We start from the raw sequence: 26801 nt of genomic DNA, 5'->3' as shown, positions 1-26801 counted from the left end.
TGTTAAAAGTCATCGGCGATCCCCGAACCTCTGATTTCCAATGTCAGATATTCAAGCTATTTCAGAGATATGGATATCGTTCTTGTCACCACAATCATTGCGTCGCTGTTCTTGGTGATTGCCGCTGCTGATCCTTTGGCCGCGCGTCTCCGGCTGCCCTATACCGTGATTTTGGCCTGTCTGGGCATGATGATAGGCGTTGCGTCGATCTTTTTCCTGCGCACCGAGTTGACTGATGCGCTCAATCCGGTGGCCGAAGCGATTCTGGGCCTGCCGATCCGATCAAATGTTTTTCTCTATGTGTTCCTGCCGACGCTGCTGTTTCAGGTGACGCTGGGGGTCAATCCGAGGCGGATGATGGATGATTGGGTGCCTATTCTGGTGCTGGCGGTCGTCGCGGTTGTGGTGGCGACGCTGGCGGTCGGCTATGCGCTGGCATGGGCGAGTGCGCTGCCGCTGGTAGTCTGTTTGCTGATCGGCGCGATTGTCAGCACGACGGACCCTTCGGCTGTGGTGGGTATATTCCGCTCGATTTCGGCACCGCGACGATTGGCGCGCATCATCGAGGGTGAGAGCCTGTTGAACGATGCGGCCGCGATTGCGCTGTTTGGTCTTTTTATGGGGTTTGTCATGCTGGGCGTGCCGGACCCCAGCTTTCAGGATGCCCTGTCGCAATTTCCGGTGCTGATTGCTGGCGGCGCGCTGGCAGGCTGGGTGGCTGCACGCATTGCGGTGCGGATCATGGCACTGATGGCGCGGTATGAGTTGGCGGTGATTTCGGTCTCTGTGGCATTGCCCTATCTGGCCTATATCGGCGCGGAACAGAGCATCGGGGCGTCGGGGGTTATCGCGGTCGTGGCAGCGGGGCTGACGCTCAATCTGACGGGTCCGGCGCGCCTGCCGCCTGCGGTCTGGGGCAACCTGCGCGAGGTATGGGACCTCTTGGCGCATTGGGCCGGGGCGCTCATCTTTATTCTCGCGGCGCTGCTGATCCCCCGGCTGCTCGAAGAGGTGCGGGCGGGAGATTTCATTCTGATCGCGGTGGTGATTGCGGCGGCGGTGGCTGCGCGCGCGGTGATACTCTTTGGGCTGATGCCGATCCTGAGCAAGTTCAAGCTGTCGCCGGTGGTCGAGCGACCGTATCGCGTTGCCATTCTTTGGGGCGGGTTGCGGGGGGCGGTCACGCTGGCGCTCGCGTTGGCGGTCACCGAGAGTTTCCGGGTGCCCCCCGAAGTCAAGCGGCTCGTGGGTATTCTGGCCACTGGCTTTACGCTCTTTACGCTGCTTGTGCAGGGGACGACGTTGCGCTGGGTGATTGGGCGGCTTGGGCTGGATCGGCTGTCGCCGCTCGATCAGGCGCTTAGCAATCAGGTGATCGCGGTGGCCCTGCAAACCGTGCGGGAAGACGTGGCGCGGACGGCCGAGAATTACGAATTGACGCGCGAGACGGTGCGGTCCGAGGCCAAGCGTTTTGCTGCGCGACTGGACGGTGCCGTACAAACCGCTGAGGCGGACCGTGCAATTCAGGACCGCGACCGGATCACACTGGGGTTGATCGCGCTGGCAGGGGCAGAGCGAGACACAATTCTTGCGCGGTTCCGAGAACAGGCGATTTCGGCCCGCCTATCGGAACAGATCCTGACCGAAGCCGATCGGTTGATCGAGGCGGCACGGTCTGGTGGGCGGACTGGCTATCAGCGGGCCGCCCGGCGCAGCCTGCGCTATGGCCGAGGCTTTCGGGCGGCGGTGATTCTGAACAACCGGTTGCGGATTTCAAGGCCTTTGGCTCTGATGACCGCGGATCGGTTCGAGGTGCTCTTGTCTCAACGCCTGATCCTGCGCGATCTGAGCGGGTTCATCGACGGGCGCATTCGGCGCATTCACGGCAAGCGGGTGGCCGACCTCTTGCACGAGTTGCTCGGGCGGCGTCAGGAGGCAGTGGAAACTGCGCTGGAGGGGTTGCGACTCCAGTATCCCGGTTATGCGGAGGAATTGGAGCGGCGGTTCATTCGACGCACCGCACTACGTCTGGAGGAGCGGGAATACGGAATGCTGCGCGAAGACGGGTTGATCGGCGCGGAATTGCATGTGGCGCTGATGCAGGACATCGCGGCGCGCAGATTGAGTGAAGAACAACGGCCCAAGCTGGACGTGGCAGTGCAGAAAGCGGAACTTGTCCGGCAATTTCCGCTCTTTGCGGATCTGGACGAGCGCAGCCTGCGACAGCTGACGCGCGCCTTGCGCACGCGGTATGTCAACGAGGGGGATGTGATCCTGCGCAAGGATTCGCCCGCGCGCAGCGTGTTTTTCATTGCGTCGGGCGCGGTGGAATTGGCGGTTGCCGGTCAGACATGGCGCTTGGGTCGCGGCGAGATGTTTGGACAGATGGCGATCCTGATGCAGAAACCGCGCCGCACCGGGGCAACGGCGATTTCCTCGTCAACCCTGTTGGTGCTGGACGAGGCGCGTTTCCGACGGTTGCTCAAACGCAGTGCGGGCTTGCAGGAGGCAGTGCGTCAAAGTGCCAAGGCGCGTGGTGTGAAGACCGAGTCCTTCATCATTCCAGAGTTGATCGCCACGCAAGACTAAGAGGATGGCAGGCCGGGTTCTGTTGCCTTGCGGCGAAAATGGCTTGGCATCCGGGAGCAAGGTCGTTAAACGCCGCTTGTAATCGCATGGACCCCGGGTGCAAGCCCCGGGTGGCTCTTCCGGCCGCCTATCCGCCGGATCATTGAAACCTATCAAAATGCACAATCGGGCCGGGTTTCGGGTGGCCGGATCAGGGACGGATTTCACATGATTTCAATAGATGCCTATCGGGCACAATGGTTTGGCAATATCCGGGGTGATTTGCTGTCGGGTCTGGTGGTGGCGCTGGCGCTGATCCCCGAGGCGATTGCCTTTTCGATCATTGCAGGCGTGGACCCCAAGGTGGGGCTCTATGCGTCCTTTTCGATTGCCGTGATCACCGCGATCACCGGCGGGCGGCCCGGTATGATTTCCGCCGCCACGGCGGCGACGGCGGTGCTGATGGTGACGCTGGTGCGCGATCACGGGCTGGAATACCTGCTGGCGGCGACGGTGCTGGCGGGGCTCCTTCAGATCGGGATGGGGGTGCTGCGGCTGGGGTTTGTGATGCGCTATGTGTCGAAATCGGTGATGACCGGGTTCGTCAATGCGCTCGCCATTCTGATTTTCATGGCGCAATTGCCGGAGCTTGATCCGCGTTCGGTGACGTGGATCACCTATGTTCTGGTCGCGGCGGGGCTGGCGATCATCTACCTTTTCCCGCTTGTGACCAAGGCGGTGCCCTCGCCCCTGGTGACGATTCTTGTGCTGAGCGCTGTCACTCTGACGCTTGGCCTCGATGTGCGCACGGTGGGGGATATGGGCGCGCTGCCCGATACGCTGCCGGTGTTTTTGATCCCGGACATTCCGCTGACCTTTGAGACCTTGATGATCATCCTGCCCTATTCGGTGGCGGTGGCGGTCGTGGGCCTGCTGGAAAGCCTGATGACACAGAACATCGTCGACGATCTGACCGATACCAAATCCAATCGCTCTCAGGAAATGATTGGGCAAGGGTTGGCCAATAGCGCCACTGGCTTTATCGGCGGGATGGCGGGCTGTGCGATGATCGGTCAGTCGATCATCAACGTCAAATCCGGAGGGCGCGGGCGGCTTTCGAGCTTTGTGGCGGGGCTCTTTCTGCTCGTCCTCGTGGTGGGGCTTGGCGATCTGGTTAGTCTCATACCGATGCCCGCCTTGGTGGCGATCATGATCATGGTGTCGGTGGGCACGTTTTCCTGGTCGTCGATCAAGAACCTGCGCGAGCATCCGCGCTCGTCCTCGGTCGTGATGATCGCGACGGTGGTCACGGTGGTCTATACCCATAATCTCGCCATCGGGGTGCTGGTGGGGGTGCTTTTGTCGGGCATCTTCTTTGCCGCCAAGATCGCGCAGCTTTTCCGGGTCACCTCTGAAATTTCCAAGGATGGGCGCGAACGCATTTACCGGGTCGAGGGACAGCTGTTCTATGGCTCGGTGGAGGATTTCATGAGGGCCTTTGATTTCCGAGAGGCATTGGAGCGGGTCGTAATCGACGTGAGTGCGGCGCATATCTGGGATATTTCGTCGGTTCAGGCGCTCGATATGGCGGTGCTGAAATTCCGTCGGGATGGGGCAGAGGTGGAAATCCGGGGCATGAATGCGGCCTCTGGGACACTCGTGGACAGGCTGGCCGAGCATAACAAGCCGGGGGCCATCGACAAGTTGATGGCGCATTGAGGGAGGAGAGAGACATGACAGACAAGATCATCGCCTTGGTGGATGGCTCGATATATTCGGCCTCGGTCTGCGAACACGCAGCGTGGATTGCGCAGCGCACCGGCGCGCCGGTGGAGTTGTTGCATGTGTTGGGGCGGCGCGAAGGGGTAGAGACCTCTGATCTCTCAGGCTCGATCCGGCTGGGTGCGCGCACGGCGCTATTGGAAGAACTGGCAGCCTTGGATGCACAGCGCGCCAAGCTGGTGGCGCATCGGGGTCGCGCCATTCTGGAGGATGCGCGCGCCCTGCTGGAGGCAGCGGGGGTGCGTGAGATCACGACGCGGCTGCGCCATGGCGACATCGTCGAGACGGTCGCCGAGGTCGAACATGAGGCGCGCGTGATCCTGATCGGCAAGCGCGGCGAGGCGGCGGATTTTGCCAAGGGGCATCTGGGATCGAATCTTGAGCGGATCGTGCGCGCCTGTCACAAGCCGGTGGTCGTGGCGGCCCGCGCGTTTCGGCCGATTGATAGGGTCTTATTGGCCTATGATGGCGGCACCTCTGCGATGAAGGCGGTGGATCACATCGCGCGCAGCCCGCTCTTTGCCGGGCTCAAGTTGCATGTGGTCACGGTCGGCACGGCAACGCCCGAGGTGAAGAAGGGGCTCGAGGATGCGTGCGCTTTGCTTGCGGCGGCGGGGATTGTGGCGGAGACCGAGGTGATCGCAGGACAGCCCGAGACCGCGCTTGGCAAGTTGGTGGAGGCCGCCGGTTTCGACATGGTGGTGATGGGTGCCTATGGGCACAGCCGCATTCGCAGCCTGATCATCGGCTCCACAACGACCGAGATGGTGCGCTCGTGCAAGGTTCCGGTTGTGTTGCTGCGCTAGGCTGTTTTGGCTTTGAGTCGGCAAAGCGCCACGCAAGGTCAAGACCGCCCTCGGGGATGCCCGCCTCAGCGTCCCAAGATCTCGAAATGCGCCTCGGTCGGCATGCAGGCGGCACCGTTGATTGGCAGGATGTCCTGCGGGCAGGCCGACATCGCCACCACACAGTCCATCACCGCGCGCAGCACGACATGATCGCCCGGTTTGCTGAGCGGTGTGCCCCAAGAGGTGTGCCCCTCGGGGTCGACGGGAATATTCATCCAGAGGTTCAGCGGGCTGGGGGTCTCGGGGCTGCAAAGTCCCAGTTGGCGCAGGGCGGCGTGCAGGTTGTCGGTGCAGTTGTCGTGATAGTCGGTGCAGCCCAGAAGGCCGTAGCGATAGTCATCGCAGGCGGCAATCAACGTATCGTGCCGGCCCGGTGAGCTGTCCTCTTCGAACATCAGGATCGGGCGGCGGCGGTTGGTCACAAGCGCATCGCCGGCCGTGGGAAAGATGCGGCCCAAGGTGGGGCGGATATGCTCCATCGACATGAATTCGCCCATGTCATCGGCGCTGAAGGCCCAGGTATCCACCACCTGCGCACCATGGGTGTTGACGATGCGAATGGCCTCTCCCGCATTCAGACGCGTGGCCTTGCCGCGACGCGCAGGGATCATGTGGAGGGTGGGGGACATGGGTGGGCCTTTCCTGTCAGTTTGATGCGCAGGCTAGCAGGTTCCCACACAGAGCCAAGGCTGATTTACAGAGCTGCGATCAAACCCTCTTGCGCGCGCGGAACCGCTTGGGTATGACGCGCAACACGGGTGATTAGCTCAGTTGGTAGAGCGCTTCGTTTACACCGAAGATGTCGGGAGTTCGAGTCTCTCATCACCCACCATCCCAACCTCTTGATCTTGCTAATGTATTGATATTTAAAGACCTGATCCGCCTCAACTGGTACATAGAGGTGGTACATCATGGGTCTTGCAATGCCGAATCCAACCAAAATCGGAAACGTGTATTATCTGCGGGTCAATGTGCCCTCAGTCGTTAAAGATCGCGTCAAAGGCACTCGGCTGGTTGTTCAGGTTGCGGGCAAAGACTACGCGGTCAAGATTGGAGATCACGCCAAAGCCTCCCTGAGGACGAAAGACGCCAAAGAGGCCAAGAGCCGCTTTGTGGCTGCCCTCGCTGCTGTAGAGGCCCACTGGGAGGCCGTGAGGCATGGCCCGCGTCCAGAGCAGCAAGCAGCCGTTCTGTGACGGTAGCCACAAGGACACAGGCATCGCGCCTGTCAAATATGTGGCTACCACGAGTAAACGTGTGTTCTTCTGTGGGTGCAAGCACAGTGACACAGCGCCTCTGTGTGATGGATCGCACGGCAAGCTCTGAGGCAATGGCCGGCTCTTTTGGAAGACGGCAAGCGGGAGATCACTGACCTTGGCTGTGCTTGTCCCGAGGAAGGTAGCGGACGCTGTAATTCGTTCTTGATTGCAGCAGGCGGAGGGGGGCTCTGCCGGTGACACTAGTCGGTGCATGCGCTTCTCCTTGCCCAAAGGTCCATCGCTTGGCCAGACGTCAGGCCTTTGCCTCAGCGCCCGGTACGGGAGGATGGAAAGATCATCGAGAGTGGCCCGACCTTTGGGGCTTCGTCGCCGAATTCGATTTCGCCTTCGATATGGCGCAGGTGGTAATCGACCATCTCTTGTGCTGTGACCGCGTCACGGTCGGCGACGCTCTGGACGATCCTTACATGTTCATCGTCCGAGCAGAGACTTGCGGATTTAGAGCCATAAAGCCCGATGATGAGCGACGTGCGCATGGTCAGTTCCGCTAGGTAATGTTCCAAGACGGAATTTCGCCCGATCCGGGCCAGCAACATGTGAAAGTCGCGTGAGGCGCGAATCGCCTTCGAGCGGTCATTCTGCTGCCGGATCTCATCCTCAGTCGCGAGATGCGCGCGCAGATTGGCAATATCGGCCTCGTCGGCGCGGCGCACCACATTGCGGATGATCGTGACCTCGATAGCGCGCCGCGCCTGAAACAGGTCGCGTGCCTCGTCCTCAGAAGGGGTGGATACAAACGCCCCTCGGTTGGGGATCAGATCGACTACGTGATAGGCCGCAAGAATTGCAAGTGCCCGGCGTACATGTGCGCGATTACAGGAAAAAAGGTCGCTCAGCGCCTGTTCGCCCAGTTTCGTTCCAGCCCGAAGCCGCTGATCCGAGATGGCATCCAGCACATGTTCGACCAGCACATTTTCCGGGGTGTCTGACATACGGCGCTCCATTCCTTGATTACGGGAAAACTTACATTTTCAGGCAATAAAATCGACCGGAAAAATTGGATGTTTAAATTGTTAACAATTTATGTTAATCAAGTTGCAATTCAAGTGGAGGAGCCTATGAAAATTTTTGTTATCAACCCGAATTCGACCACGAGCATGACGGACAAGATTGCGGCGTCCGCGCGGGCCGTCACAGCTGCCGGTGTCGTGATCGAGGCGCGCTCGGGCGTAGGCGCCCCTGCCAGCATCGAAGGCCATTACGACGAGGCGATGGCCGTGCCGCGCCTGCTCGATCAGGTCCGTCAAGCCGAGGCGCAGCATGCCGACGCGATTGTCGTGGCCTGTTTCGACGACCCCGGCATCGGGGCCTGCCGCGAAATTGCCAGCGGGCCCGTGATTGGCATCTGCGAGGCGGCGGTCAAGGCCGCGAGCATGGTCGCCACCTCGTTCAGCGTGGTCACGACCCTGCCGCGCTCGATCCCGATCATCGAAGACCTGGTGCGCCGTTACGGTCTGGATCATCAATGCCGCCGCGTGCGTTCGGCGGCGATCCCGGTGCTCGCCCTGGAAGAACCCGGATCGAACGCGCGCCAACTGGTGCGCGCCGAAATCCTCAAGGCGATCGAGGAGGATCGTTGCGAGGCCGTGGTTCTTGGTTGTGCCGGCATGGCGGACCTTGCCGCATGGCTGACAGAAGAAACTGGAATCCCCGTGATCGACGGTGTCACCGTCGCCACAAAATTCGCCGAGGCCTTGGTAGGGGCCGGCATCAAGACCAGCAAGATCGGCGCCTACGCGCCACCAAACCCGAAATAATGCATCTCAGGGAGGAGAGACATGACAATTTCAGATACAAACCGGGGTGTTTTGCAGCATGACGGGCACATGCCCGAGGTGATCGAACATAAAGGCATTGGCGAGGAATCGCTGGCCCCGCAGAAAACGCGGATCATGGACCCTTGGTCCTATCTCTTTGCCTGGCTTGGCGGCTGCGTTTCCATCGGCACCTTTACCATCGGCTCTGGCCTCGTGGGCACGCTCAATCTGGTGCAGGTGTTTCTGGCCATCGCCATCGGCTGCACCGTGATCGGCCTTGCGCTGATGATCAACGGGGCGCCGGGGCATAAATATGGCATCCCGATGATGGTGCAGGTGCGATCCGCCTTCGGCTTTTCCGGCTCACGCATCCCGGCACTGGTGCGCTCGGTCCCGGCGCTCGTCTGGTTCGGGTTTCAGAGCTGGATCGGTGCGGGCGCGCTCAATCTGGTGAGCGAGACGCTGTTTGGCTATTCCAATATCGTTGTGTTCTTTGTCGGGTTTCAGGCGCTGCAAATCATGCTCTCGGTTCTGGGCTTTCACGGCATCAAATGGCTCGAGAATATCGGCTCCGTCTTCATAATCGGCGCGCTGATTTACATGTTCACCTCTGTCATCGGCAAATATGGCGATGAAATCAGCACCAATCTGATCAATGTCGAAGGCACATGGGGCGCGCCGTTCTGGGGGGCGACCATGCTCTTTCTCGGCATTTACGCCACGATGATGCTCAACGTCTCGGACTACAGCCGAGAATTGCGGCAGGATGTCGGGCGGGTGCGCCAAGTGGTGATCTATGCCAACTCGATCCTGCCCGCGACACTCTTCATGGGGTTGATCGGCCTCATGGTTTCGAGTGCAACAGGCGAGGTTGACCCCATCCGCGTCTTTTCGAACGCGGTCGACAACAAGCTGCTGCTCGTCGTCACGCTGCTTTTCATCGCCTTTGCGCAGGTCACGACCAATATTCTCAACAACGTCGTGCCGCCCGCCTATGCGCTGATGGATGTGTTCAAACTCAGCTACAAGACCTCTGCCGTTGTGGTTGGGCTGCTGGCTTTTGGCACCTTTCCTTGGGAATTGGTCAAGAATGAATCCGCCGCCGGTCTCAATCTCTTTATCCAGACCTACAGCGCCTTCTTGGGGCCGATCTTTGCGATCCTCGTGGTGGATTACTACGTGCTGCGCCGCCAGACGCTTGATCTTGAGAAACTCTATGATGAGAGCGGTGATTATGCGGGCTACAACCCCGCCGCCCTCATCGCCATGGCGGTGGGTGTGGTCGCGGCGCTGACCTTCTCGGGCGTCTCTTGGTATGCCAGCCTGATCCCGGCGGGTGTCACCTATTACCTGCTGATGCGGCACCTGCCCGCCGCGCGCCGGTTTCTCGACCGCTGAGGCGCTTCAGACAGGGGCAGGGGGCCAATCGCCCCCTGTCCTTGCGTTTCTTTCCAAACCACGATCTCCGGAGTTGATGACATGATCCGCTATCCCCGAGATTTGCGCGGCTACGGCCCCCAAACGCCCGATCCGAAATGGCCCGGCGGGGCGCGCATCGCGGTGCAATTCGTGCTCAACTATGAGGAGGGCGGCGAGAACTGTCTCTTGCACGGCGATGCCGCGTCAGAGGCGTTTCTGTCGGATATTCCGGGGGCCACGCCTTGGCCTGGACAACGTCATTGGAACATGGAGTCGGTCTATGACTACGGGGCGCGCGCCGGGTTTTGGCGGCTGCACCGTCTGTTCACCGGGATGGCGATACCGCTGACGATTTACGGCGTCGCCTCAGCCCTCGCGCGCAGCCCCGAACAGGTGGCCGCCATGCAAGAGGCAGGCTGGGAAATCGCCAGCCATGGCCTGAAATGGGTCGAACACAAGGACATGCCCGAGTCCGAGGAACGCGCCGCCATCGCCGAGGCGGTGCGCCTGCACACTGAGGTTACGGGGACCCGCCCGCGCGGCTGGTATACGGGGCGGTGCAGCGTCAATACCGTGCGCCTTGTCGCCGAAGAAGGCGGCTTTGATTACATTTCCGACTGCTATGACGATGACCTGCCGCATTGGCAGGAATCTGGCGCGCGCGATCAGTTGATGATCCCCTACACGCTGGAATGCAATGACATGCGTTTTGCCGCCTCGCCCGGTTGGGTGACGGGCTCGGATTTCGAAACCTACCTGACCGATACCTTTGACACGCTCTACGCCGAAGGGCAGGCGGGCGCGCCCAAGATGATGACCGTGGGTCTGCATTGCCGCCTCATCGGCCGACCCGGCAAGATCGCGGGCCTGCGCCGCTTTATCGACCATGTGCAGCACCGCGCGGGCGTCTGGTGCCCGCGCCGGATCGACATTGCCGAGCATTGGGCGGCCACCCATCCGCATACCCGCCGGGAACGACCCAGCCAGATGGAGCGCGGGCGATTTGTCGAGCTGTTCGGCCCGCTGCTGCCCGCGCCATGGATCGCGGATCTTGCATGGCAGATAGAGTTTGGCCCGGCACATGACAGCGCAGTGGGGCTGCTGAGCGCCTTTGTCCGGGTGTTGCGACAGGCGACACCGGCAGAGCGCGGCGAGCTGACCTGCGCCGCGTTTGAGGCGCAAACCCTGCCCCGGTTGCAGGCACTTTTGCCATGACCGCCGCGTGCCTCATGGCCCAACCGCTGACCGCCGCCAACTTTGCCCCTTACGGCGATGTGCTCGAGGTAGCGGGCACGCCTGACCGGATGATCAACGCGGGGCTATGCGGGCGGTTTCACGACCGTGCGCGGCTTGAATTTGTCGACGGCCGCGCCGGGATCAGTCTTTTCGATGCCGAGGCCCGGCATCTGCCCTATGCGCTCGACCTGATGGAACGGCATCCGTTGGGCTCTCAGGCGTTTATCCCGCTCGACGGTGTGCCGATGCTGATCTGCGTGGCGGCGGATGACGGTGGGCGACCTAGCGAAGTGTGTGCTTTTCTCAGCCAGCCGGGGCAGGGGATCAACCTTCTGCGCAGCGTCTGGCACGGCGTTCTGGCCCCCATCGGGTGTGCGGGGCGCTATGCCGTGATCGACCGGATCGGGCCCGGCGACAATCTTGAAGAAGTCCGCTTCGACCAGCCTCTGACCATAGAAGGACCGCGCCCATGACCAAGCGCCGCTATTATGCCCCCGAGGGCGGCCTGCCGCCGCAGACCCAGCTTTTGACTGGCCGCGCCGTCTTTACCGAGGCCTATGCCGTGATCCCGCGTGGCACCATGAGCGATATCGTGACCAGCTATCTGCCCTTCTGGGACAAGGCGCGGTTCTGGGTGCTGGCGCGACCGCTTTCCGGCTTTGCCGAAACCTTCTCGCAATATATCGCCGAGGTGCAGCCGGGCGGCGGCTCGGATTACCCCGAGACCGAAGCGGGTGTCGAAGCCACACTTTTCATTGTCGAAGGCGCGCTGCGGCTGACATTGGACGGGCAGGCGTATGAGATGACCGAGGGCGGCTTTGCCTATATCCCGCCGGGCATCGCCTGGACGCTGCGCAATACCTCCGACAGGCCCGTCAAATTCCACTGGATTCGCAAGGCTTATCAAGCGGTTTCCGGTCTCGATCATCCCCCGGTGATGGTCGTGAACGAAAACGACATCGCCCCGGTGCCGATGCCCGACACCGATGGGGGATGGGCCACGACACGGTTCATGGACCCGGCCGACCTGCGCCACGATATGCATGTCACTGTCGTGACCTTTCAGCCCGGCGCGGTGATCCCCTTTGCCGAGACGCATGTCATGGAACACGGGCTGTATGTGCTGGAGGGCAAGGCGGTCTACCGGCTCAATCAGGATTGGGTTGAAGTCGAGGCAGGTGATTTCATGTGGCTGCGCGCCTTCTGCCCGCAGGCCTGTTATGCGGGCGGTCCGGGACCGTTCCGCTATCTGCTCTACAAGGATGTGAACCGGCATATGGCGTTGTGATGCGGGGGCGCTGCCCCCGGACCCCCGAAGTATTTCGGGCCAGATGAAACATCAGAGAAAATCCAGAATTCGATCGGTCAGGGAGGAAAAAAATGACAACAATCGAACAAGGGCATGTGCCCACAGGCAATACGATGGACCCGGAGGGCAACACCCTCAATCCAGTCGGCGCGAATGAGAAAACATGGGGATGGTTCGCCATCTTTAACGTTTGGGCCAATGACGTGCAGTCGCTCTTTGGCTATTCGCTCGTGGCCTCGCTCTTCATCTCTTACGGGGTCAGCGGATGGACTGCCTTTGCCGCCCTCATCGCGGCGGGGCTCTTTACCATGTGGATGGTCAATCTCTCTGGGGCCGCTGGCGAGAGATACGGCATTCCCTACCCGGTGCTGGCCCGCGCCAGCCTTGGCACCAGCGGTGCCAAACTGCCCGCGATCCTGCGTGCGACCGTGGCGGTGTTCTGGTACGGCGTGCAGGTCTATTTCGCCTCGACAGCTGTGGCCCTTCTGATCCGTTCGATCACCGGCGCCAGCGGCGGCGCGGAAATCTTGGGCCTCACCGGCATCGACTGGCTGTCGTTCTTCATCGTCTGGGCCTTTCATATCGTGATCTTCTGGCGCGGCATGAACTGGGTCGAGACCTTTCTCAACATCGCCGGACCGTTTGTCTATCTCGTGATGATCGGTCTTGTTATCGTGCTCTGGCAACGCTCTGACGGACAGCTTTTGTCCGCCGCAGGCACGATCTTTGCCAATCCCGACGCGACCTTTGCCAGCGAATTCAACGGCTTTGTCGCCATCGTCGGCACCATGGTGGCCTATTTCGCCGCCGTGATGATCAACTTCAGCGACTTTTCCCGCTATGCCAAGGACAAGCCGACCATGCTTTTGGGCAACCTCACCGGCTTGCCTTTCAACATGATCCTTTTCTCGGCCTTGGCGCTTTTGACCACGGCGGGGGCGGCGGTGGTCTTTGGCGAGGAAATCACCAACCCGAGTGAGATTGTCGAGCGTACCGACTCGGTACTGTTGGGCATCATCGCCGCAATCACCTTCTTTGCTGCGACTGTTGGCATCAACCTTGTCGCCAATTTCATCCCGGCGGTGAACGGCATCGCCAACCTTGCGCCCGGCAAGATCAGCTTTCGTCAGGCTGGGCTGATTACTTCGTTTTTCGCCCTCATCATCGGCGGACTCTGGACCAGTTTCATCAGCGAATTTGGGATCAGCGGTTTCGTCAACACGCTTGGCGCCACGCTGGCCCCGATTTTTGGCATCATGATCGTGGATTACTATGTCCATCGCAAAGGCCATCTCGACCTTGACGACCTCTACGACATGCAGGGCGGGCGCTATCATTACCAGAATGGCTGGAACCGCACGGCAGTCACGGCCTTCGGTCTGGCCGCTGTGTTTTCGGTGTCAACGGTTTGGGTTCCCTGGTTCGGGTTTCTGTCCGGTTACAACTGGGTCATTGGCGCGGTCCTAGGTGGGATGCTCTATGTGTTCTTGAAAAAAGGGTCGGTCAACGTCTGACTGAATGTGACCTTTGGACCGGCAGGCGGGATGACACCTCTGCCGGTCTTCGAGTCTGATGCGTGTTCTATTGGCGCTCTATGATTGGAGGGGACTGGGTCGCCGGTCATTCAATCTCACATAGCACAGGGCGGGCGCGACCGACGTGGCGGGCTTTAATGCAAAATGAGGCCAAACGGTCATCAAATCTGGATGGTCTGTCGATGGCGAGGGCGATACCATGTCTGCCTACACCATCGACCTTGCGAACCCGCAAATCGAACAAGCCGATTTCGTGAATGGCTTGCTGATCGCGCCTTGGGTCATCATAGGTGCCGGATCTGCCTTAGATTAAATGCAGAATTCTTTAGTCGCTTCGGGTACGGCACTCGTGTGGGCGACACCGAGGCCGGCGTTCCGGTCGAGATTTCGGGAAGACTGACCCACCTGCTTGACCCTAAGGACCTCTGGCAATGTGTCAACGCAATCTGGGGTGCAATGGTAGCGGAGGAGGGACTCGAACCCCCGACACGCGGATTATGATTCCGCTGCTCTAACCAACTGAGCTACTCCGCCAGACCGTGGCGGTTGGTATGACAGCACGTGGCGTGCGTCAAGGGCGAAAATGCCAGTTCTGACTGGTCTTGTGGTGCCGCGTCCTTTGTCACATGATCCGGGGCATGACGGGCCCTGATAACGCAGTTCTTGATGAGATTGGCCGGATCATCGGGCCCGACTATGTCGTGACCGGAGGAGATGCCGCGCCATGGTCGCAGGATTGGTCAGGGTTGATCCGCTGGCAGCCTTTGGCCGTTGTGCGGCCTGCAACAACGAGCGAAGTGGCTGCGATTGTTCGATTGGCCAATGTGCGGCGATTGCCAATCATACCGGTTTCGGGAAACACCAATCTGGTCAAGGGAACGATGGCGGAAGGGGCGCTGATGCTGTCGCTCGACCGGATGTCTGCCATCCGCGAAATTCGGGACGAAGCGCGGGTGGCAATCGTTGAGGCGGGGGTGATCCTGTCCCGTCTGCACGAGGCGGCGGCGGTTCAGGACCTGATCTTTCCGCTCAGTTTCGGGGCGCGCGGTTCGGCTATGGTGGGGGGCGTGCTCTCGACCAACGCGGGGGGCTCGAATGTCCTGCGCTATGGCAACACGCGCGATCTGTGTCTGGGGCTGGAGGTTGTGACGCCGACCGGAGACGTGATGAATTTGATGAGTGCACTGCACAAGAACAATTCCGGTTATGATCTTCGCCATCTGATGATCGGGGCCGAAGGCACGCTCGGGATCATCACGGCGGCGGCGCTCAAGCTTTTTCCGCGACCAAGGGTCTATGCCACGGCGATGGTGGCTGTGCCGTCGGTTGGGGCGGCCCTAAGCCTGCTGAACCGATTGCAGGATGAGACAGGTGGCGCAGTGGAGGCCTTTGAATACATGCCGCGCACATTCATGGCGGCGTTGTTGCAGCGGTTTCCCGAGATGCGCCCCCCGTTTGAAAAATCCCATGATGTCAATATCTTGGTCGAGCTCGGAGCGCGGGCGCCGCGCGATGTGACGCCGGATGAGGCGGGCGAGGTGCCGCTCTGTGCTCATCTGGAGGCGGTTCTGGCGGGGTTATACGAGGAGGGGCTGATTCTCGATGCGACTGTCGCCCGGAGCGAGGCGCAGCGGGCTGAGATTTGGGCGCGGCGCGAGGCCTCGGCGCAGATCCTGCGGGTGCGCAAGCCGGTGGTTGAGAATGACATCGCGGTGGCGACAGACCAGATGGAAGAGCTGATCGCGCGCATTCAAAGCGTGAGCCAAGCGATTGATCCAGAAATAGAAAACACCGGCGTCGCGCATCTCGGGGATGGCAATCTGCACTATGTCGGCTGGCCCTCGCGGGATGATCCGGTGCTCTGTCGGGCGGTGCAAGAGGCGGTGGAGCGCGAAGTGATCGCGCTTGGCGGCAGTTTTTCGGCGGAACATGGCATCGGCCTGTCGAAACTGCCCGCAATGGCGGCGCACAAGGACGCAGCCGCCCTCGCAATGATGCGCGCGATCAAGGCGGCTTTGGACCCGAATGGGATCATGAACCCTGGAAAACTAATCCCGGGTCAATAGGTTAGCTGCGCCAATCAAAGAATCCCGGACCTGCCTGTGCGAGCAGTTTGGCGGCCATGGCGCGACCAAGGTCGGCGCCGTCTTCGATCGGAGCGGATTGATCGTCCGTCAGGCTCTCGCTACCGTCTGGGCGCAGAATTTCGCCACGCAGACGCAGCGTATTGCCGTTGAGTTCGGCCAGACCGGCAATCGGCGTCTCGCAAGAGCCATCGAGGGCGGCGAGAAAAGCGCGTTCAGAAACAAGGCGTTGTCCAGTTTCCTTATGGTGAATTGCGGCCAGCATTTCGGCGGCACGGGTGTCATCGGCGCGGCGTTCGATGCCGATGGCACCCTGGGCCACGGCGGGCAGCATCACCTCGGGGTCAATGGCGCCGGTGGCCACCTCGGATCGGCCAAGACGGTTGAGCCCGGCCATCGCGAGGAAGGTGCAGGTTGCCACTCCGTCAGCCAATTTCTTTAATCTTGTCTGGACGTTACCGCGAAATTCGACCACTTGGAGATGCGGGTACGCGACCAGCACTTGCGCCTTGCGCCGCAAGGAGGAGGTGCCGACAAGGGCCCCGGCGGGCAGGTCGGCGAGTGACCCGACCAAGGGCGAGACGAAGGCGTCACGCACGTCTTCGCGCGGCAGGTAGGTGTCGAGGAGCAGACCCTCGGGTTGCAGGACGGGCATGTCCTTCATCGAGTGGACGGCAATGTCGATTTCGCCGATCAGGAGCGCCTGTTCGATCTCTCGGGTGAAGAGGCCCTTGCCGCCGATTTCCTTGAGCGGACGGTCAATGATCTGATCGCCGGTTGTCTTTATGACAACGATTTCAAAGGCTTCTTCGGGCAAGTCAAAGGCTGTGCCCAGACGCGCGCGCGTCTCAAAGGCCTGGGCAAGCGCCAAGGGTGATCCGCGGGTGCCGATCTTGAGCGGGTGGGACGGGGTGGGTAAATTGCGTGTCATACCGCAGGTTTAGACGTGACAAAGCGACGTGGCAAGCGCCTGACGCTTGACATCTTGGGGTGTCAAGGCGACCACAGTCAAAACGGAGGACATGATGCCCGCGCAAAAGACTATTCTGAGAGCCCTTGCTGGGGAAACCCTGCCCACACCGCCGATCTGGATGATGCGGCAGGCGGGGCGCTATTTGCCGGAGTATCGGGCGACACGAGAGCAGGCAGGGGATTTCCTTTCTTTGTGTTATAACAGTGACTTGGCGACCGAAGTTACATTGCAACCGATCCGCAGATACGGGTTTGACGCGGCGATTCTCTTTGCCGATATTCTGCTTTTGCCGCAGGCGCTTGGGGCGGATTTGTGGTTTGTGACGGGGGAAGGGCCGCGGCTCTCGACAATTACGGACCGGGCGGGGCTGGAAAAACTGAAACCCGTGGATGAAATTCACGAGGTCTTAAATCCCGTATATCAGACCGTGCGCAACCTTGCTGGGGCCTTGCCCAAGGACACAACGCTGATTGGATTCGCGGGTGCGCCCTGGACGGTGGCGACCTATATGATCGCCGGGCGCGGCACCCCGGATCAGGGGCCGGCGCATGCGCTCAAGGCTGAAAACAAAGAGGTTTTCGAAGGGATCATCGACCGGCTGACGGCGGGAACGATCGAGTATCTCTCGGCGCAGATCGAGGCCGGGGCGGAGGTGATCAAGCTCTTTGACAGCTGGGCCGGATCGCTGAAAGGTGACGATTTCGAAAACTACGCGGTCGCCCCGGCCAAGCGTATCATTTCCGAGTTGAAGGCGCGGCATCCGGGCATTCCGATCATCGCCTTTCCCCGAGAAGCGGGGGATAACTACATGGGATTTCACGCAAAAACCGGAGCGGATTGTGTGGCGGTGGATGATTCCGTCAGTGCCGCCTGGGCGGCGGAGAACGTGCAAAAGGATGGCTGCGTTCAAGGGAATCTCAAGTCTTCCCATATGGTTACGGGTGGCGATGCGCTGGTGCGCGAGACCCGCGCGATTGTCGATGCGTTCCGCAAGGGGCCGCATATTTTCAACCTTGGTCACGGGATCACGCCCGATGCGGACCCGGACAATGTGCAGGTGATGATCGACACGGTTCGGGGGAGCTGAGGGTACAGGATGTACGTTTTGTACGCGGGTTTTGTACGCAAGGTGGCGACGCGACGGGCCGCGCCGCATTCGCACCGCGCGGCAACCTGATCTTAACCTTTGGCGGGCAGTCTGGGCGCATGTCAGGCTGAAAGGATCGAGCCATGCGAGAGGGATTGAACGCCGTCACACGTCCAAGCGCCAAAAGCGACCGAAGGCGATGTCGCGGCTGAGCGCGCCAAGCCGGGGGGCCGGTCACAGTCTGGGCATCGGAGGACTTGCCGATGAACAGACATTACCGCGACACCCGCAAGATCGACCCGAGCCGGGGCATGATGCTGGGCGATGGCACGCCCAATGATGCCGACCGGGTGGAAATCGGGCCCACGCACCTGGCCTATGGGGAATGGGCGGCGGCGGGGCTGGAATTGCCGGACCTGCCGACGATGCGGCAGTTTCGCTGGGAGCGGCTAACGGCAGCGATTTTGGCGCGGGATTATGGCGGGCTCTTGATGTTTGATCCGCTCAATATCCGCTATGCGACCGATAGCACCAATATGCAGCTGTGGAACACGCATAACCCGTTTCGGGCCGTGCTGCTCTGTGCCGACGGCTATATGGTGATCTGGGACTACAAGAACTCGCCGTTTCTGTCGCGGTTCAATCCGCTGGTGCGCGAGGCGCGGTCGGGGGCGGATCTGTTCTATTTCGACCGGGGCGACAAAGTGGATGTGGCCGCCGATGTCTTTGCTCGCGACGTGGCGGCGCTCTTGGCGGAGCATAGCCCCGGCAATCGGCGGCTGGCGGTGGACAAGGTGATGCTGCACGGGCTGCGCGCGCTGGAGGCGCAGGGGCTGGAGATCATGGAGGGCGAGGAGGTCACGGAAAAGACCCGCGCCATCAAGGGACCGGATGAGATCCGCGCCATGCGCTGTGCCAGCCATGCCTGCGAGGCGGCGGTGGCGGAGATGGAACGGTTTGCGCGGACTGCTGTGCCCGGTGGCGGGGTCAGCGAGGATGACATCTGGGCGGTGCTGCATGCCGAGAATATCCGGCGCGGTGGTGAATGGATCGAAACCCGGTTGCTGAGCAGCGGGCCACGCACGAACCCGTGGTTTCAGGAATGCGGACCGCGGATCGCGCAAAATAACGAGATCGTGGCCTTTGATACCGATTTGATCGGCAGCTATGGGATTTGCGTCGATATCAGCCGCACCTGGTGGATTGGTGACGCGCGCCCGCGCCCCGATATGGTGGCCGCGATGCAGCATGCTCAGGAGCATATTCAGGCGAATATGGCGATGCTGCGCCCTGGTGTCACGATCCCTGAGTTGATCGCGGGCTGTCACCGGCTGGAGGAGAAATATCAGGCGCAGAAATACGGCTGCATGATGCATGGTGTGGGGCTGTGTGATGAGTGGCCGCTGGTCGCCTATGCGGACAAGGCCGTGGCGGGCGCGTTCGACTATGCGCTTGAGCCGGGTATGGTGCTCTGTGTCGAGGCGCTGGTGAGTGAGGTCGGCAATGATTTCTCGATCAAGCTGGAGGATCAGGTTCTCATCACCGAGGATGGCTATGAGAACCTGACGCGCTATCCGCTCGATGCGGCGTTGATGGGGGCGGCTTAGCGGGGTTGTTCCCCGCCTGTCCAATGGGAGCGCATGACATTGCCGTGCCAGTCCTCGGATGCCGGGGGCTGGCTATGGGCCGTTGGCGCCTGTGGTGCGGGGGCCAGTGCCGCAATGACCAAGGCCGCAAGCAGGATGACGGCGATGGGGGCGGCTGACGGTGCCTTGGGGCTGCGCGCAGGCGCGTAGGTGGGGCAAAGGTCTTGGGACATGATCCGATCCTTTCTGTCCGGGATGACTGGACCCAGGATAGGCGGAGTATAACAATTCATAAAACGAATTTATGATGGGTTATTCATGACGTTTCTTGATGGGTTTGGCCGGCGCGATGCTCAGACCTGCTGGCAGGGAATCGAGGGTCGGGTCGTAAGCATAGGCGCGATTGCGGCCCTCGTGCTTGGCGCGATAGAGGGTGCGGTCGGCCTGTTGCAATGCCGTGTCGAGTGGGCCGCCGGGGGGCAGAAGCGCCACGCCAAAGCTGGCGGTAAGGGTCAGGCTCCGCGCGCCCAGAAACACCGGGCTTTGCCGGGTGCGGTGGGCGAGGCGGCGGGCGGCGGCGTGACCATCGGCAAGGCTCGTGTTCTGCATCACGATCACGAATTCTTCGCCGCCGAGGCGCGCGACAAGGTCGATCGCGCGGCAATTGCCGGTGAGGATCGCCGCGAACTGGCGCAGAGCGAGATCGCCTGCGGCATGGCCGTGGCGGTCATTGAAGCCCTTGAAATGGTCGATATCGGCGAGGATTACGGCGCAGGGGCGATCGGGACAGGCAGGCACGGTGGCAAAGAGGCTGCTGCGGCTGCGCACGCCGGTGAGCGGGTCATGGTGCAGCGCATGTTCCAGCTGCGTCGCGCGGTGGTGGGCGGCCTGCAGGCGTTGGCCGATGGCATAGGCAAGCGGGGCCGCGAGCATGAGCGCCATGAGCGCGCCGGGCATGAGCGTGCGTGCCGCGAGATCGGGCGGCAGGACAAGGCCGCGCAAGAGCGCGCCGCCCGCCAGTACCGTCAGGCAGATCAGCGCCACGAAGCGCCGCACGTCGCCCAGAGTTTCAATCTGCCAATTCATCTGCCACTCTCCCGTAATCCCTGACTCAGGATCGCGCGGAGCGGTTAATGAGTGGTGGGTTTTGGCTGGGGTCAGGCCCAGAGAATAGGCAGGGTTTTAGGCAAATGCGTGAATAGCTCACCTTCGCGTGACAGCGGACCGGTCAGGGTGGCGATGCCTGCCGCATCTGCCTAGGGTTGAGGGTGACAGAAGAAAGGAGGCGACATGCCCACCGAACGCCTAACATTCGCTGGCCATGGCGGCCATGATCTAGTGGCGCGGCTCGATCTGCCGGAGGGGCCGCATCTGGCGACGGCGCTCTTTGCGCATTGTTTCACCTGTTCCAAGGATATCCCCGCCGCGCGGCGGATTGCGGCGCGGCTGGCGGGGGCGGGGATCGCCGTGCTGCGGTTCGATTTCACGGGGCTCGGGCATTCGGGGGGCGAGTTCGAGAACACCTCGTTCAGGTCGAATGTCGAGGATCTGGAGCGCGCGGCGGCGGCGCTCGCGGCACGTGGCATGGCACCGGGGTTGCTGATCGGGCATAGTCTGGGCGGGGCCGCAGTCTTGGCTGCGGCGGGGCAGATCAGGAGTGCGCGGGCGGTGGTGACCATCGGCGCGCCGTTTGACCCCGGACATGTGACGCAAAACTTTGGCGCAGCGCTGGAGCGGATCGAGGCGGAGGGCGTGGCCGACGTGCGGCTTGGGGGCCGGGATATCCGGATCGGGCGCGGTTTCGTCGAGGATGTGCGGGCCGAGGTGCTTGGCCCCAAGATCGCGGCGTTGCACAAGGCGCTATTGGTGCTGCATGCGCCGCGCGACGAGTCCGTTGGGATCGAGAATGCCGCCGAGATATTCAAGGCAGCGAAGCATCCCAAGAGTTTCGTCACATTGGATGAGGCGGATCATCTGATCACCCGCGCAGAGGATGCCGACTATGCAGCGGGGGTCATTGCCGCCTGGGCCTTGCGGTATCTGGATATGCGCGTGCCCGCGCCGCCGCCCGGCGCACCGGAAGGCGTGGTGCGGGTGAGCGAGGCAGAGAGCGACGGGTTTTTGCAGGACATCAATTCCGGCCCGACGCATCATGTTTTTGCCGATGAGCCGATTGCCTATGGGGGCACGGATCGCGGCATGTCGCCGTATGGGTTTCTGGCGGCGGGGCTGGGGGCCTGCACCTCGATGACGATCCGGATGTATGCGCGGCGCAAAGGCTGGATTCTGGATCATGTGAGTGTCGATGTGTGTCACGACAAGGTGCATGCGCAGGATGCCGATGCCCGTGCCGATGCCAAGGTGGACAAATTCACGCGGGTCATTCGGCTGGAGGGGGATCTCAGCGAGGATCAGCGTGCGAAATTGCTGGAGATCGCGGATAGATGCCCGGTGCATCGGACGCTGGAGCGGTCGTCGCAGGTGGAAACCCGGCTGGAGGACGCGTAAAGGGCGTGGCCGGTTTCGCCTCTGCCGCCGGTGGCTGTTGGTCCACAGGCGGCAGAGGTGCTGAGCCTCTGGCTCAAATCCGCAGGAACGGTTGTGCGAGGCGCGGAATGAGCGCGCGAAAGCGCAAGGGCGCGTCGGTTGCGGCAAGACAGATACAATCGGCACCGATATCCGCGACGGGCGTGTGATCGAGATCCTCATTGGCAATCTCGATGTCGCCGGTGCCGAAATAATCCACCGAGTCGGAAAATGCCCCTTGCAGCACCAGCGTGAGTTCGGTGCCGCGATGGCCGTGGTCAGGCACAGCCGCGCCAGCGGGGATAAAGAGCAGACGTGCCGTGGCATCGCGAGAGGTGGGCAGGATCGCCTGCTTCACACCCATGCCGACGGGCCGCCAGCGCACGGCATCGAGGTCGCCGCCGATATAGTCGCGCAGCGGTGCGGGAAAGAGGCCGGGCGCGGGGCGCACGGGCGATGTCACCGTCTGCGGCGGGGCCCTGCGTATCCGGGCCATGGTTGCGGCGAGACTGTCCTGAGCCAAGGCCGCCGTTTCAGAGGTCTCGATCAGCGCGCCACCGAGACTGTCAAAACTGCCGAGCCGTGCGCGGCACTCGTCACACATGGAGATATGCGTGGCGACCGTCAGGTTGAACGCCTCTGGCAAGCTGCCGGCAGAATAGGCCATCAAAAGGGCGTCGCTGAGGTGGTGGGTGATCTGTTTTCTGGTCATGGTATACACTTTACTTCATTGTGTGGCGCAAGCGGTCGAGCGCCAGTCTGATGCGGGATTTGATCGTGCCGAGAGGCAGGCCGGTTTGTGCTGCAATCTCGGAATGGCTGAGGTCGCTGAAATAAGCCTTTTCGATCAACTCGCGTTGTTTCTGGGGAAGCGCGGCAATCGCCTCGCTCAATTGGTCGCTTTCTTGTTGCAGGGCGAGCGTATCGGCCTGATCTGGTTCCGGGTCCTGTCCCCAAGGCAGATCCTCGGGTTCGGGGCGTTTTTGTTTGCGCAGCGCGTCGATTTTGCGGTTGCGCGCGATGGTAAAGATCCATGTCGCCGCAGAGGCGCGGGATGGATCAAAGAGATGTGCCTTTTGCCAGAGCGTAGCCATCACCTCTTGGGTGCATTCTTCGGCCAGCGTGGCATCGGCGCCCGAGCGCATCAGGAACGCCTTGACCCTTGGGGCGAAATGCCCAAAGAGCCGGGCAAAGGCGGCCTCGTCCTGCGTCTCGCGGATGGCCGCGATGCAAGCCACCCAATCCGTGTTTTCCCGCTCACGTATCGTTGTCACCTTGGCCGGTCCTGCCCGTTTCATTGTTGTCGCGGACCTCTTAACACGGGTGACAAGCACCGGCGAGGGGTCAGGGTCACGCAGGAGGATGGCTTCGTTTAACATGACAGATTTACGATGAAAACGCGGGGTTGGATCACATCTCGTCATAAATAAACCGCGATTTGTTTCCAGACTGATTGTAATCCGTTCGCGGTGTCGGTGCGTATTGCAAGCACGAGCACGAATTAGCAGGTTGAACGCTTCATGCCATTTGAGACAGGCGCCGCGGTGCGCAAGAAAATTGCCGTGATCGGCGCAGGTATCACGGGCATGGGGGCCGCAGACCGTCTTGCGGATGGGCATCATGTGGTGGTCTTCGAGGCCGAGCCGCGATTGGGTGGGCATGCGCGCACCATAATGGCGGGCAAGCGCGGCGATCAGCCGGTCGATACCGGCTTTATCGTGTTCAACTATGCGACCTATCCCAACCTCAACGCGCTCTTTGAGCGGCTGGATGTGCCGGTTGCGCCAAGTACCATGAGTTTCGGGGCGTCGTTCCGCGGCGGGGCCTTGGAATATGGTTTGCAAGGGGCGGGGGCGTTCTTTGCCCAGCGACGCAATGTGATGAACCCGGCGCATTGGATGATGTTGCGCGATATTTTCCGGTTCAATGAGGGGGCGATGGAGGCTTGCAAGGAGCCGGGGCTGACCATGGCGGGGCTTATCACCAAGATGCAGTTGGGCTGCTCCTTCCGCGACTATTACCTCACGCCGTTTTCGGGGGCGATCTGGTCGATGCCGGTGGAGCGGGTGCTGGAGTTTCCGGCGCAGGCGCTGGTGACGTTTTTCAAGCAGCATGGATTGCTGGGCTATAGCGAGCAGCATCAGTGGTATACGGTTGTGGGCGGGTCGGTCGCCTATGTCAGCCTGCTGGAGCGGTCCTTGCGCTCGAAGGGGGCCGAAATCCGGTTGGGTGCGCCAATCGCAGGTATCCGGCGCCTCGCAGAGGGTGTGGAGGTGCGGGCCGACGGCGGCGACTGGGAGCAGTTTGACGAGGTGGTAATTGCGGCGCATAGCGACGACGCGCTGCGATTGCTCGCTGATGCGGATGAGAGCGAGCGCGGCAGCGTGGGGGCGATTGCCTATCAGCCCAACGACATCATCCTGCATGCGGACACCAGTGTGATGCCGCGGCGTCGGGCGGTCTGGTCGTCGTGGAATTACACCGAGGCAAGGGTCAAGCGGGCGGGGCAGATTGATTTGACCTATTGGATGAATAGCCTGCAACCGATCCCCGAGGACGATCCGCATTTCGTCACGCTCAACACCACGCGGCCCATTCGGGACGAGTTGATCTATGATCAGGTGACGCTGCGCCATCCGGTCTATGATCTGGGGGCGGTGGCGGCACAAGCCCGCGTGCGGGCGATGAACGGGCGGCGCAACACATGGTTTTGCGGGGCATGGATGCGGAATGGGTTTCACGAGGACGGGTTGGCAAGTGGCCTTGAGGTGGCCGAAGCGATTTATGCGCGCGCTGCCTCGGCTGTGGCGGCGGCATGAGGCGGATCGACCATATCGCGGGTCATACCTGGCATGGGCGCAAGGGCGGGATCGAGAATGCCTTTCGCTATGGGATCGACTATGTGCTGCTGGATGCCGAGACCGAGGCTGCGGCACCGCGTCTGTTCGGGCGCAATCGGCGGGGGGTGGCCTCGGTCTGGGATGCAGATCACGGTGGGATCCCGGGGCAGGGGCGTGGCGCGGCGTGGGTGCGGGAGGTGTTGGCCGAGCGGCAGATCCCACCGCCTGCGCGGATCGAGCTGCTGGCACAGCCGCGTATTCTGGGACATGTGTTCAACCCGGTGAGTTTCTGGATTTGTCGCGATGCCGCCGGTCAGGTGCCGGTGATCATCGCCGAGGTCAGCAATACCTATGGGGATCGCCATTCCTATCTATGTCACCGCGATGACATGGGGCCGATCACGGCGCAGGACCGGTTGCAGGCAAAAAAGGTCTTTCATGTCTCGCCCTTCCTGCGGATCGAGGGCGGGTACGAATTCCGGTTTGATCTGCGCGAGGATCGCATCGGCATCTGGATTGATTTCACCGGCGGTCATGGCGGCGTGATTGCGACGCTGGTGGGTCAGCGTCGGAGGTTGACCAATTGGGGTCTGCTGCGCGCCATGCTGCGGCGGCCCTTCGGGTCGCGGCGGGTGCTGGGCCTGATCCATTGGCAGGCGTTCAAGCTGTGGTGGAAGGGCGCGTCGTTTCAGAGCCGCCCGGTGCCGCCCGCCGATGAGGTGAGCCGGTGAGTGCAGTTTTGGCCGGGACCGTGGCGCAGGCTGCGCCGCGTTTGCCGGGCTATGCGCTCTTTGGGGCAATGCTCGCGGCGGCGGGGTTGCCGCTCTATATTCACGCGCCGAAGTTCTATGTGGACGAATATGGCGTGTCGCTGGGCGCGCTGGGGGCGGTGCTCTTTGCGCTGCGACTGATTGATGTGGTGCAAGACCCGGTACTCGGGCGGTTGTCGGAGCGGTTGCGCGCGCATCGTGCGATCAGCGTCTGGGTCGCGGTTGCGGTGATGGCGGCGGCGATGCTGGGGCTGTTCGCCGTGGTGCCGCCTGTTGCCCCGCTCTGGTGGTTTGCGGCGATGCTGGTGCTGGTGTTTTCGGCCTTCAGCTATCTCACCATCTGTTTTTACGCGCAGGGCGTGGCCACGGCGGCGGGGCTGCCGGGACAGGGTCATTTGCGGCTGGCGCGGTGGCGGGAAACCGGCGCGCTCTTGGGGATTTGTGCGGCGGCGGTGGCGCCGGTGGTTTTGGGTGGCTTTGGCGGTTTTGCCCTTGGCTTTGCGATTTTGTCGGGGCTGGCGGGTTTGGCCATGGTTGGACAATGGCAGGATTGCGGAGGCGTGCCGGGCACAGGCTTTGGCCCGGTGCTGCGCGATGCCGTGGCGCGGCGGTTGCTGATGGTGGCCATGGTCAATGCAGCACCCGTCGCGGTCAGTTCGACGCTGTTCCTGTTCTTTGTCGAGAGCCGGTTGCAAGCGCCGGGCTGGGAAGGACCGTTTCTCTTGCTGTTTTTCCTGTCGGCGGCGGCGGCGGCCCCGGTCTGGGGCGCCTTGGCTGAGCGGTTTGGGGCCAAGCGGATGCTCTTGGGAGGCATGGTCCTGTCGATTGCCGCGTTTGCCGGGGCGGTCACGCTCGGGGCGGGTGATCTCTGGGCCTTTGGCGTGATCTGCGTGGCCTCCGGGGCGGCGATGGGCGCGGATATGACGCTTTTGCCCGCTCTTTTCGCGCGGCGGATGGCGCAGGTTTCGCCGGGGGCGGCGGAGGGGTTTGGCCTTTGGTCCTTTGTGTCGAAATTCACGCTGGCGCTGGCGGCTGTGGCGCTCTTGCCGCTGCTGGAAGCGGGCGGGTTCGAGGCTGGGCAGGACAATCCGGGTGAGGCGCTGATGCTGCTGAGCCTGCTCTATGGAGCGGTGCCCTGTGTGTTGAAACTTTTGGCCATTGCGCTCTTGGCCCGAACACCGATTGAGGAAGGGAGCTGATC

Annotated in this window: 23 protein-coding genes, 2 tRNA genes, 2 pseudogenes and 1 other annotated feature; of the genes and pseudogenes, 19 read left to right on the top strand and 8 right to left on the bottom strand. The window is 61.7% G+C overall.

The genetic code is table 11. From position 1 onward, the window contains the following. Positions 1-69 precede the first annotated feature (69 nt). The 3 genes from VR71_RS03550 (at position 70) to VR71_RS03540 (ending at position 5156) form a co-directional block, all read left to right on the top strand. Positions 70-2589 carry a cation:proton antiporter gene (locus VR71_RS03550; RefSeq protein WP_045681248.1) on the top strand — a complete coding sequence of 840 codons (2520 nt, stop codon included), beginning with the start codon at positions 70-72 and terminating at the stop codon, positions 2587-2589. Positions 2590-2674: 85 nt separating this feature from the next. Then, positions 2675-2733 (top strand) — a sequence feature (sul1 is cis-regulatory element that is thought to sense ions involved in sulfur or methionine metabolism; They are found in Alphaproteobacteria). Positions 2734-2796: 63 nt separating this feature from the next. Continuing rightward, positions 2797-4287, top strand: coding sequence for a SulP family inorganic anion transporter (locus tag VR71_RS03545; protein WP_045681246.1), 1491 nt, complete (start codon positions 2797-2799; stop codon positions 4285-4287). A gap of 14 nt (positions 4288-4301) precedes the next feature. After that, entirely contained in the window at positions 4302-5156 is an 855-nt protein-coding gene (locus VR71_RS03540) for a universal stress protein (protein ID WP_045681244.1), read from the top strand. A gap of 65 nt (positions 5157-5221) precedes the next feature. Here VR71_RS03540 and VR71_RS03535 read toward each other — a convergent pair whose 3' ends face one another. Continuing rightward, on the bottom strand, positions 5222-5827 hold the full coding sequence (locus VR71_RS03535; RefSeq protein WP_040650586.1) for a DUF1989 domain-containing protein: 606 nt from the start codon (positions 5825-5827) through the stop codon (positions 5222-5224). A 127-nt stretch (positions 5828-5954) separates the two neighbouring features. On the opposite strand from VR71_RS03535, the gene VR71_RS03530 reads away from it, so the two are divergent. The 3 genes and pseudogenes from VR71_RS03530 to VR71_RS24600 form a co-directional block, all read left to right on the top strand. Then, positions 5955-6030, top strand: a tRNA-Val gene (locus VR71_RS03530). 79 nt (positions 6031-6109) lie between these two features. After that, positions 6110-6394, top strand: a complete 285-nt coding sequence (locus VR71_RS25525) for a DUF6538 domain-containing protein (protein WP_367118641.1) — start codon at positions 6110-6112, stop codon at positions 6392-6394. Then, positions 6369-6524: pseudogene (locus VR71_RS24600) on the top strand (CDGSH iron-sulfur domain-containing protein); the annotation flags it as partial. The gene VR71_RS25525 and the pseudogene VR71_RS24600, both read left to right, overlap by 26 nt. Before the next feature lie 199 nt (positions 6525-6723). Here the strand turns inward: VR71_RS24600 and VR71_RS03520 are convergent. Continuing rightward, on the bottom strand, positions 6724-7410 hold the full coding sequence (locus tag VR71_RS03520) for a GntR family transcriptional regulator (protein ID WP_009818320.1): 687 nt from the start codon (positions 7408-7410) through the stop codon (positions 6724-6726). A gap of 126 nt (positions 7411-7536) precedes the next feature. On the opposite strand from VR71_RS03520, the gene VR71_RS03515 reads away from it, so the two are divergent. The 6 genes and pseudogenes from VR71_RS03515 (at position 7537) to VR71_RS03490 (ending at position 13713) form a co-directional block, all read left to right on the top strand. Continuing rightward, positions 7537-8235: an aspartate/glutamate racemase family protein gene (locus VR71_RS03515; RefSeq protein WP_009818321.1), complete on the top strand. Its 699-nt coding sequence runs from the start codon at positions 7537-7539 to the stop codon at positions 8233-8235. 21 nt (positions 8236-8256) lie between these two features. Then, the gene (locus tag VR71_RS03510) at positions 8257-9633 is read left to right on the top strand and encodes an NCS1 family transporter (protein WP_254656422.1); all 1377 of its coding nucleotides are present in this window, start codon (positions 8257-8259) and stop codon (positions 9631-9633) included. Positions 9634-9714: 81 nt separating this feature from the next. Further along, positions 9715-10803: pseudogene (gene puuE / locus VR71_RS03505) on the top strand (allantoinase PuuE); the annotation flags it as partial. A 62-nt stretch (positions 10804-10865) separates the two neighbouring features. Further along, positions 10866-11363 carry an ureidoglycolate lyase gene (locus tag VR71_RS03500; protein ID WP_045681238.1) on the top strand — a complete coding sequence of 166 codons (498 nt, stop codon included), beginning with the start codon at positions 10866-10868 and terminating at the stop codon, positions 11361-11363. Further along, entirely contained in the window at positions 11360-12178 is an 819-nt protein-coding gene (locus tag VR71_RS03495; RefSeq protein WP_009818325.1) for a bifunctional allantoicase/(S)-ureidoglycine aminohydrolase, read from the top strand. The genes VR71_RS03500 and VR71_RS03495 overlap by 4 nt, the downstream gene beginning before the upstream one ends. Before the next feature lie 92 nt (positions 12179-12270). Beyond that, positions 12271-13713 carry an NCS1 family nucleobase:cation symporter-1 gene (locus tag VR71_RS03490; RefSeq protein ID WP_045681236.1) on the top strand — a complete coding sequence of 481 codons (1443 nt, stop codon included), beginning with the start codon at positions 12271-12273 and terminating at the stop codon, positions 13711-13713. 478 nt (positions 13714-14191) lie between these two features. Here VR71_RS03490 and VR71_RS03485 read toward each other — a convergent pair. Then, positions 14192-14268 (bottom strand) — tRNA-Met (locus VR71_RS03485). A 104-nt stretch (positions 14269-14372) separates the two neighbouring features. Between VR71_RS03485 and VR71_RS03480 the strand changes: the two genes are divergently transcribed. Further along, the gene (locus tag VR71_RS03480; protein ID WP_045681234.1) at positions 14373-15800 is read left to right on the top strand and encodes an FAD-binding oxidoreductase; all 1428 of its coding nucleotides are present in this window, start codon (positions 14373-14375) and stop codon (positions 15798-15800) included. Position 15801: 1 nt separating this feature from the next. On the opposite strand, the gene hemC is transcribed toward VR71_RS03480, so the two are convergent. Beyond that, a complete protein-coding gene (gene hemC, locus VR71_RS03475; RefSeq protein WP_045681231.1) occupies positions 15802-16749 on the bottom strand; it encodes a hydroxymethylbilane synthase in 948 nt (315 codons plus the stop codon). Positions 16750-16843: 94 nt separating this feature from the next. Here hemC and hemE point away from each other — a divergent pair, with 94 nt between their 5' ends. Beyond that, positions 16844-17878, top strand: coding sequence for a uroporphyrinogen decarboxylase (hemE, locus tag VR71_RS03470; protein ID WP_040651487.1), 1035 nt, complete (start codon positions 16844-16846; stop codon positions 17876-17878). A gap of 263 nt (positions 17879-18141) precedes the next feature. Next, on the top strand, positions 18142-19485 hold the full coding sequence (dddP, locus tag VR71_RS03465) for a dimethylsulfonioproprionate lyase DddP (protein WP_045681229.1): 1344 nt from the start codon (positions 18142-18144) through the stop codon (positions 19483-19485). On the opposite strand, the gene VR71_RS03460 is transcribed toward dddP, so the two are convergent. Together VR71_RS03460 and VR71_RS03455 are read right to left on the bottom strand one after the other, a co-directional pair. Further along, complete coding sequence (locus tag VR71_RS03460; protein ID WP_045681227.1) at positions 19482-19697, bottom strand: hypothetical protein; 216 nt, start codon at positions 19695-19697, stop codon at positions 19482-19484. The genes dddP and VR71_RS03460 overlap by 4 nt on opposite strands. Before the next feature lie 79 nt (positions 19698-19776). Then, on the bottom strand, positions 19777-20550 hold the full coding sequence (locus VR71_RS03455; protein ID WP_045681225.1) for a GGDEF domain-containing protein: 774 nt from the start codon (positions 20548-20550) through the stop codon (positions 19777-19779). A 204-nt stretch (positions 20551-20754) separates the two neighbouring features. On the opposite strand from VR71_RS03455, the gene VR71_RS03450 reads away from it, so the two are divergent. Beyond that, complete coding sequence (locus VR71_RS03450; protein WP_045681222.1) at positions 20755-21972, top strand: bifunctional alpha/beta hydrolase/OsmC family protein; 1218 nt, start codon at positions 20755-20757, stop codon at positions 21970-21972. Between the two features lie 73 nt (positions 21973-22045). Here the strand turns inward: VR71_RS03450 and VR71_RS03445 are convergent, their stop codons facing one another. Then, on the bottom strand, positions 22046-22702 hold the full coding sequence (locus VR71_RS03445; protein ID WP_045681299.1) for a ChrR family anti-sigma-E factor: 657 nt from the start codon (positions 22700-22702) through the stop codon (positions 22046-22048). Positions 22703-22712: 10 nt separating this feature from the next. After that, positions 22713-23288, bottom strand: coding sequence for a sigma-70 family RNA polymerase sigma factor (locus VR71_RS03440; RefSeq protein WP_009818336.1), 576 nt, complete (start codon positions 23286-23288; stop codon positions 22713-22715). A gap of 222 nt (positions 23289-23510) precedes the next feature. On the opposite strand from VR71_RS03440, the gene VR71_RS03435 reads away from it, so the two are divergent. Genes VR71_RS03435 through VR71_RS03425 form a run of 3 tightly spaced genes read left to right on the top strand, consistent with a single transcriptional unit; the run spans position 23511 to position 26799 of the window. Then, on the top strand, positions 23511-24809 hold the full coding sequence (locus VR71_RS03435; protein WP_045681220.1) for an FAD-dependent oxidoreductase: 1299 nt from the start codon (positions 23511-23513) through the stop codon (positions 24807-24809). Continuing rightward, a complete protein-coding gene (locus tag VR71_RS03430; protein ID WP_045681217.1) occupies positions 24806-25561 on the top strand; it encodes a DUF1365 domain-containing protein in 756 nt (251 codons plus the stop codon). The genes VR71_RS03435 and VR71_RS03430 overlap by 4 nt, the downstream gene beginning before the upstream one ends. Continuing rightward, the gene (locus VR71_RS03425; RefSeq protein ID WP_296429835.1) at positions 25558-26799 is read left to right on the top strand and encodes an MFS transporter; all 1242 of its coding nucleotides are present in this window, start codon (positions 25558-25560) and stop codon (positions 26797-26799) included. The genes VR71_RS03430 and VR71_RS03425 overlap by 4 nt, the downstream gene beginning before the upstream one ends. Positions 26800-26801: the final 2 nt, after the last annotated feature.

The organism is Roseovarius sp. BRH_c41 (genome assembly GCF_000961715.1).
GTDB lineage: Bacteria > Pseudomonadota > Alphaproteobacteria > Rhodobacterales > Rhodobacteraceae > Roseovarius.
This window is presented reverse-complemented; position numbering and strand designations above follow the sequence as displayed.

Bases quoted from the DNA above. Each gene is read 5' to 3' on its own strand.
- VR71_RS03515 (WP_009818321.1), top strand. From the start codon at position 7,537: ATGAAAATTTTTGTTATCAACCCGAATTCGACCACGAGCATGACGGAC.
- hemC (WP_045681231.1), bottom strand. From the start codon at position 16,749: ATGACACGCAATTTACCCACCCCGTCCCACCCGCTCAAGATCGGCACC.
- VR71_RS25525 (WP_367118641.1), top strand. From the start codon at position 6,110: ATGGGTCTTGCAATGCCGAATCCAACCAAAATCGGAAACGTGTATTAT.
- VR71_RS03510 (WP_254656422.1), top strand. From the start codon at position 8,257: ATGACAATTTCAGATACAAACCGGGGTGTTTTGCAGCATGACGGGCAC.
- VR71_RS03430 (WP_045681217.1), top strand. From the start codon at position 24,806: ATGAGGCGGATCGACCATATCGCGGGTCATACCTGGCATGGGCGCAAG.
- hemE (WP_040651487.1), top strand. From the start codon at position 16,844: ATGCCCGCGCAAAAGACTATTCTGAGAGCCCTTGCTGGGGAAACCCTG.
- VR71_RS03450 (WP_045681222.1), top strand. From the start codon at position 20,755: ATGCCCACCGAACGCCTAACATTCGCTGGCCATGGCGGCCATGATCTA.
- VR71_RS03500 (WP_045681238.1), top strand. From the start codon at position 10,866: ATGACCGCCGCGTGCCTCATGGCCCAACCGCTGACCGCCGCCAACTTT.
- VR71_RS03540 (WP_045681244.1), top strand. From the start codon at position 4,302: ATGACAGACAAGATCATCGCCTTGGTGGATGGCTCGATATATTCGGCC.
- dddP (WP_045681229.1), top strand. From the start codon at position 18,142: ATGAACAGACATTACCGCGACACCCGCAAGATCGACCCGAGCCGGGGC.
- VR71_RS03440 (WP_009818336.1), bottom strand. From the start codon at position 23,288: ATGAAACGGGCAGGACCGGCCAAGGTGACAACGATACGTGAGCGGGAA.
- VR71_RS03445 (WP_045681299.1), bottom strand. From the start codon at position 22,702: ATGACCAGAAAACAGATCACCCACCACCTCAGCGACGCCCTTTTGATG.
- VR71_RS03490 (WP_045681236.1), top strand. From the start codon at position 12,271: ATGACAACAATCGAACAAGGGCATGTGCCCACAGGCAATACGATGGAC.
- VR71_RS03495 (WP_009818325.1), top strand. From the start codon at position 11,360: ATGACCAAGCGCCGCTATTATGCCCCCGAGGGCGGCCTGCCGCCGCAG.
- VR71_RS03435 (WP_045681220.1), top strand. From the start codon at position 23,511: ATGCCATTTGAGACAGGCGCCGCGGTGCGCAAGAAAATTGCCGTGATC.
- VR71_RS03460 (WP_045681227.1), bottom strand. From the start codon at position 19,697: ATGTCCCAAGACCTTTGCCCCACCTACGCGCCTGCGCGCAGCCCCAAG.
- VR71_RS03455 (WP_045681225.1), bottom strand. From the start codon at position 20,550: ATGAATTGGCAGATTGAAACTCTGGGCGACGTGCGGCGCTTCGTGGCG.
- VR71_RS03520 (WP_009818320.1), bottom strand. From the start codon at position 7,410: ATGTCAGACACCCCGGAAAATGTGCTGGTCGAACATGTGCTGGATGCC.
- VR71_RS03535 (WP_040650586.1), bottom strand. From the start codon at position 5,827: ATGTCCCCCACCCTCCACATGATCCCTGCGCGTCGCGGCAAGGCCACG.
- VR71_RS03550 (WP_045681248.1), top strand. From the start codon at position 70: ATGGATATCGTTCTTGTCACCACAATCATTGCGTCGCTGTTCTTGGTG.
- VR71_RS03545 (WP_045681246.1), top strand. From the start codon at position 2,797: ATGATTTCAATAGATGCCTATCGGGCACAATGGTTTGGCAATATCCGG.
- VR71_RS03480 (WP_045681234.1), top strand. From the start codon at position 14,373: ATGACGGGCCCTGATAACGCAGTTCTTGATGAGATTGGCCGGATCATC.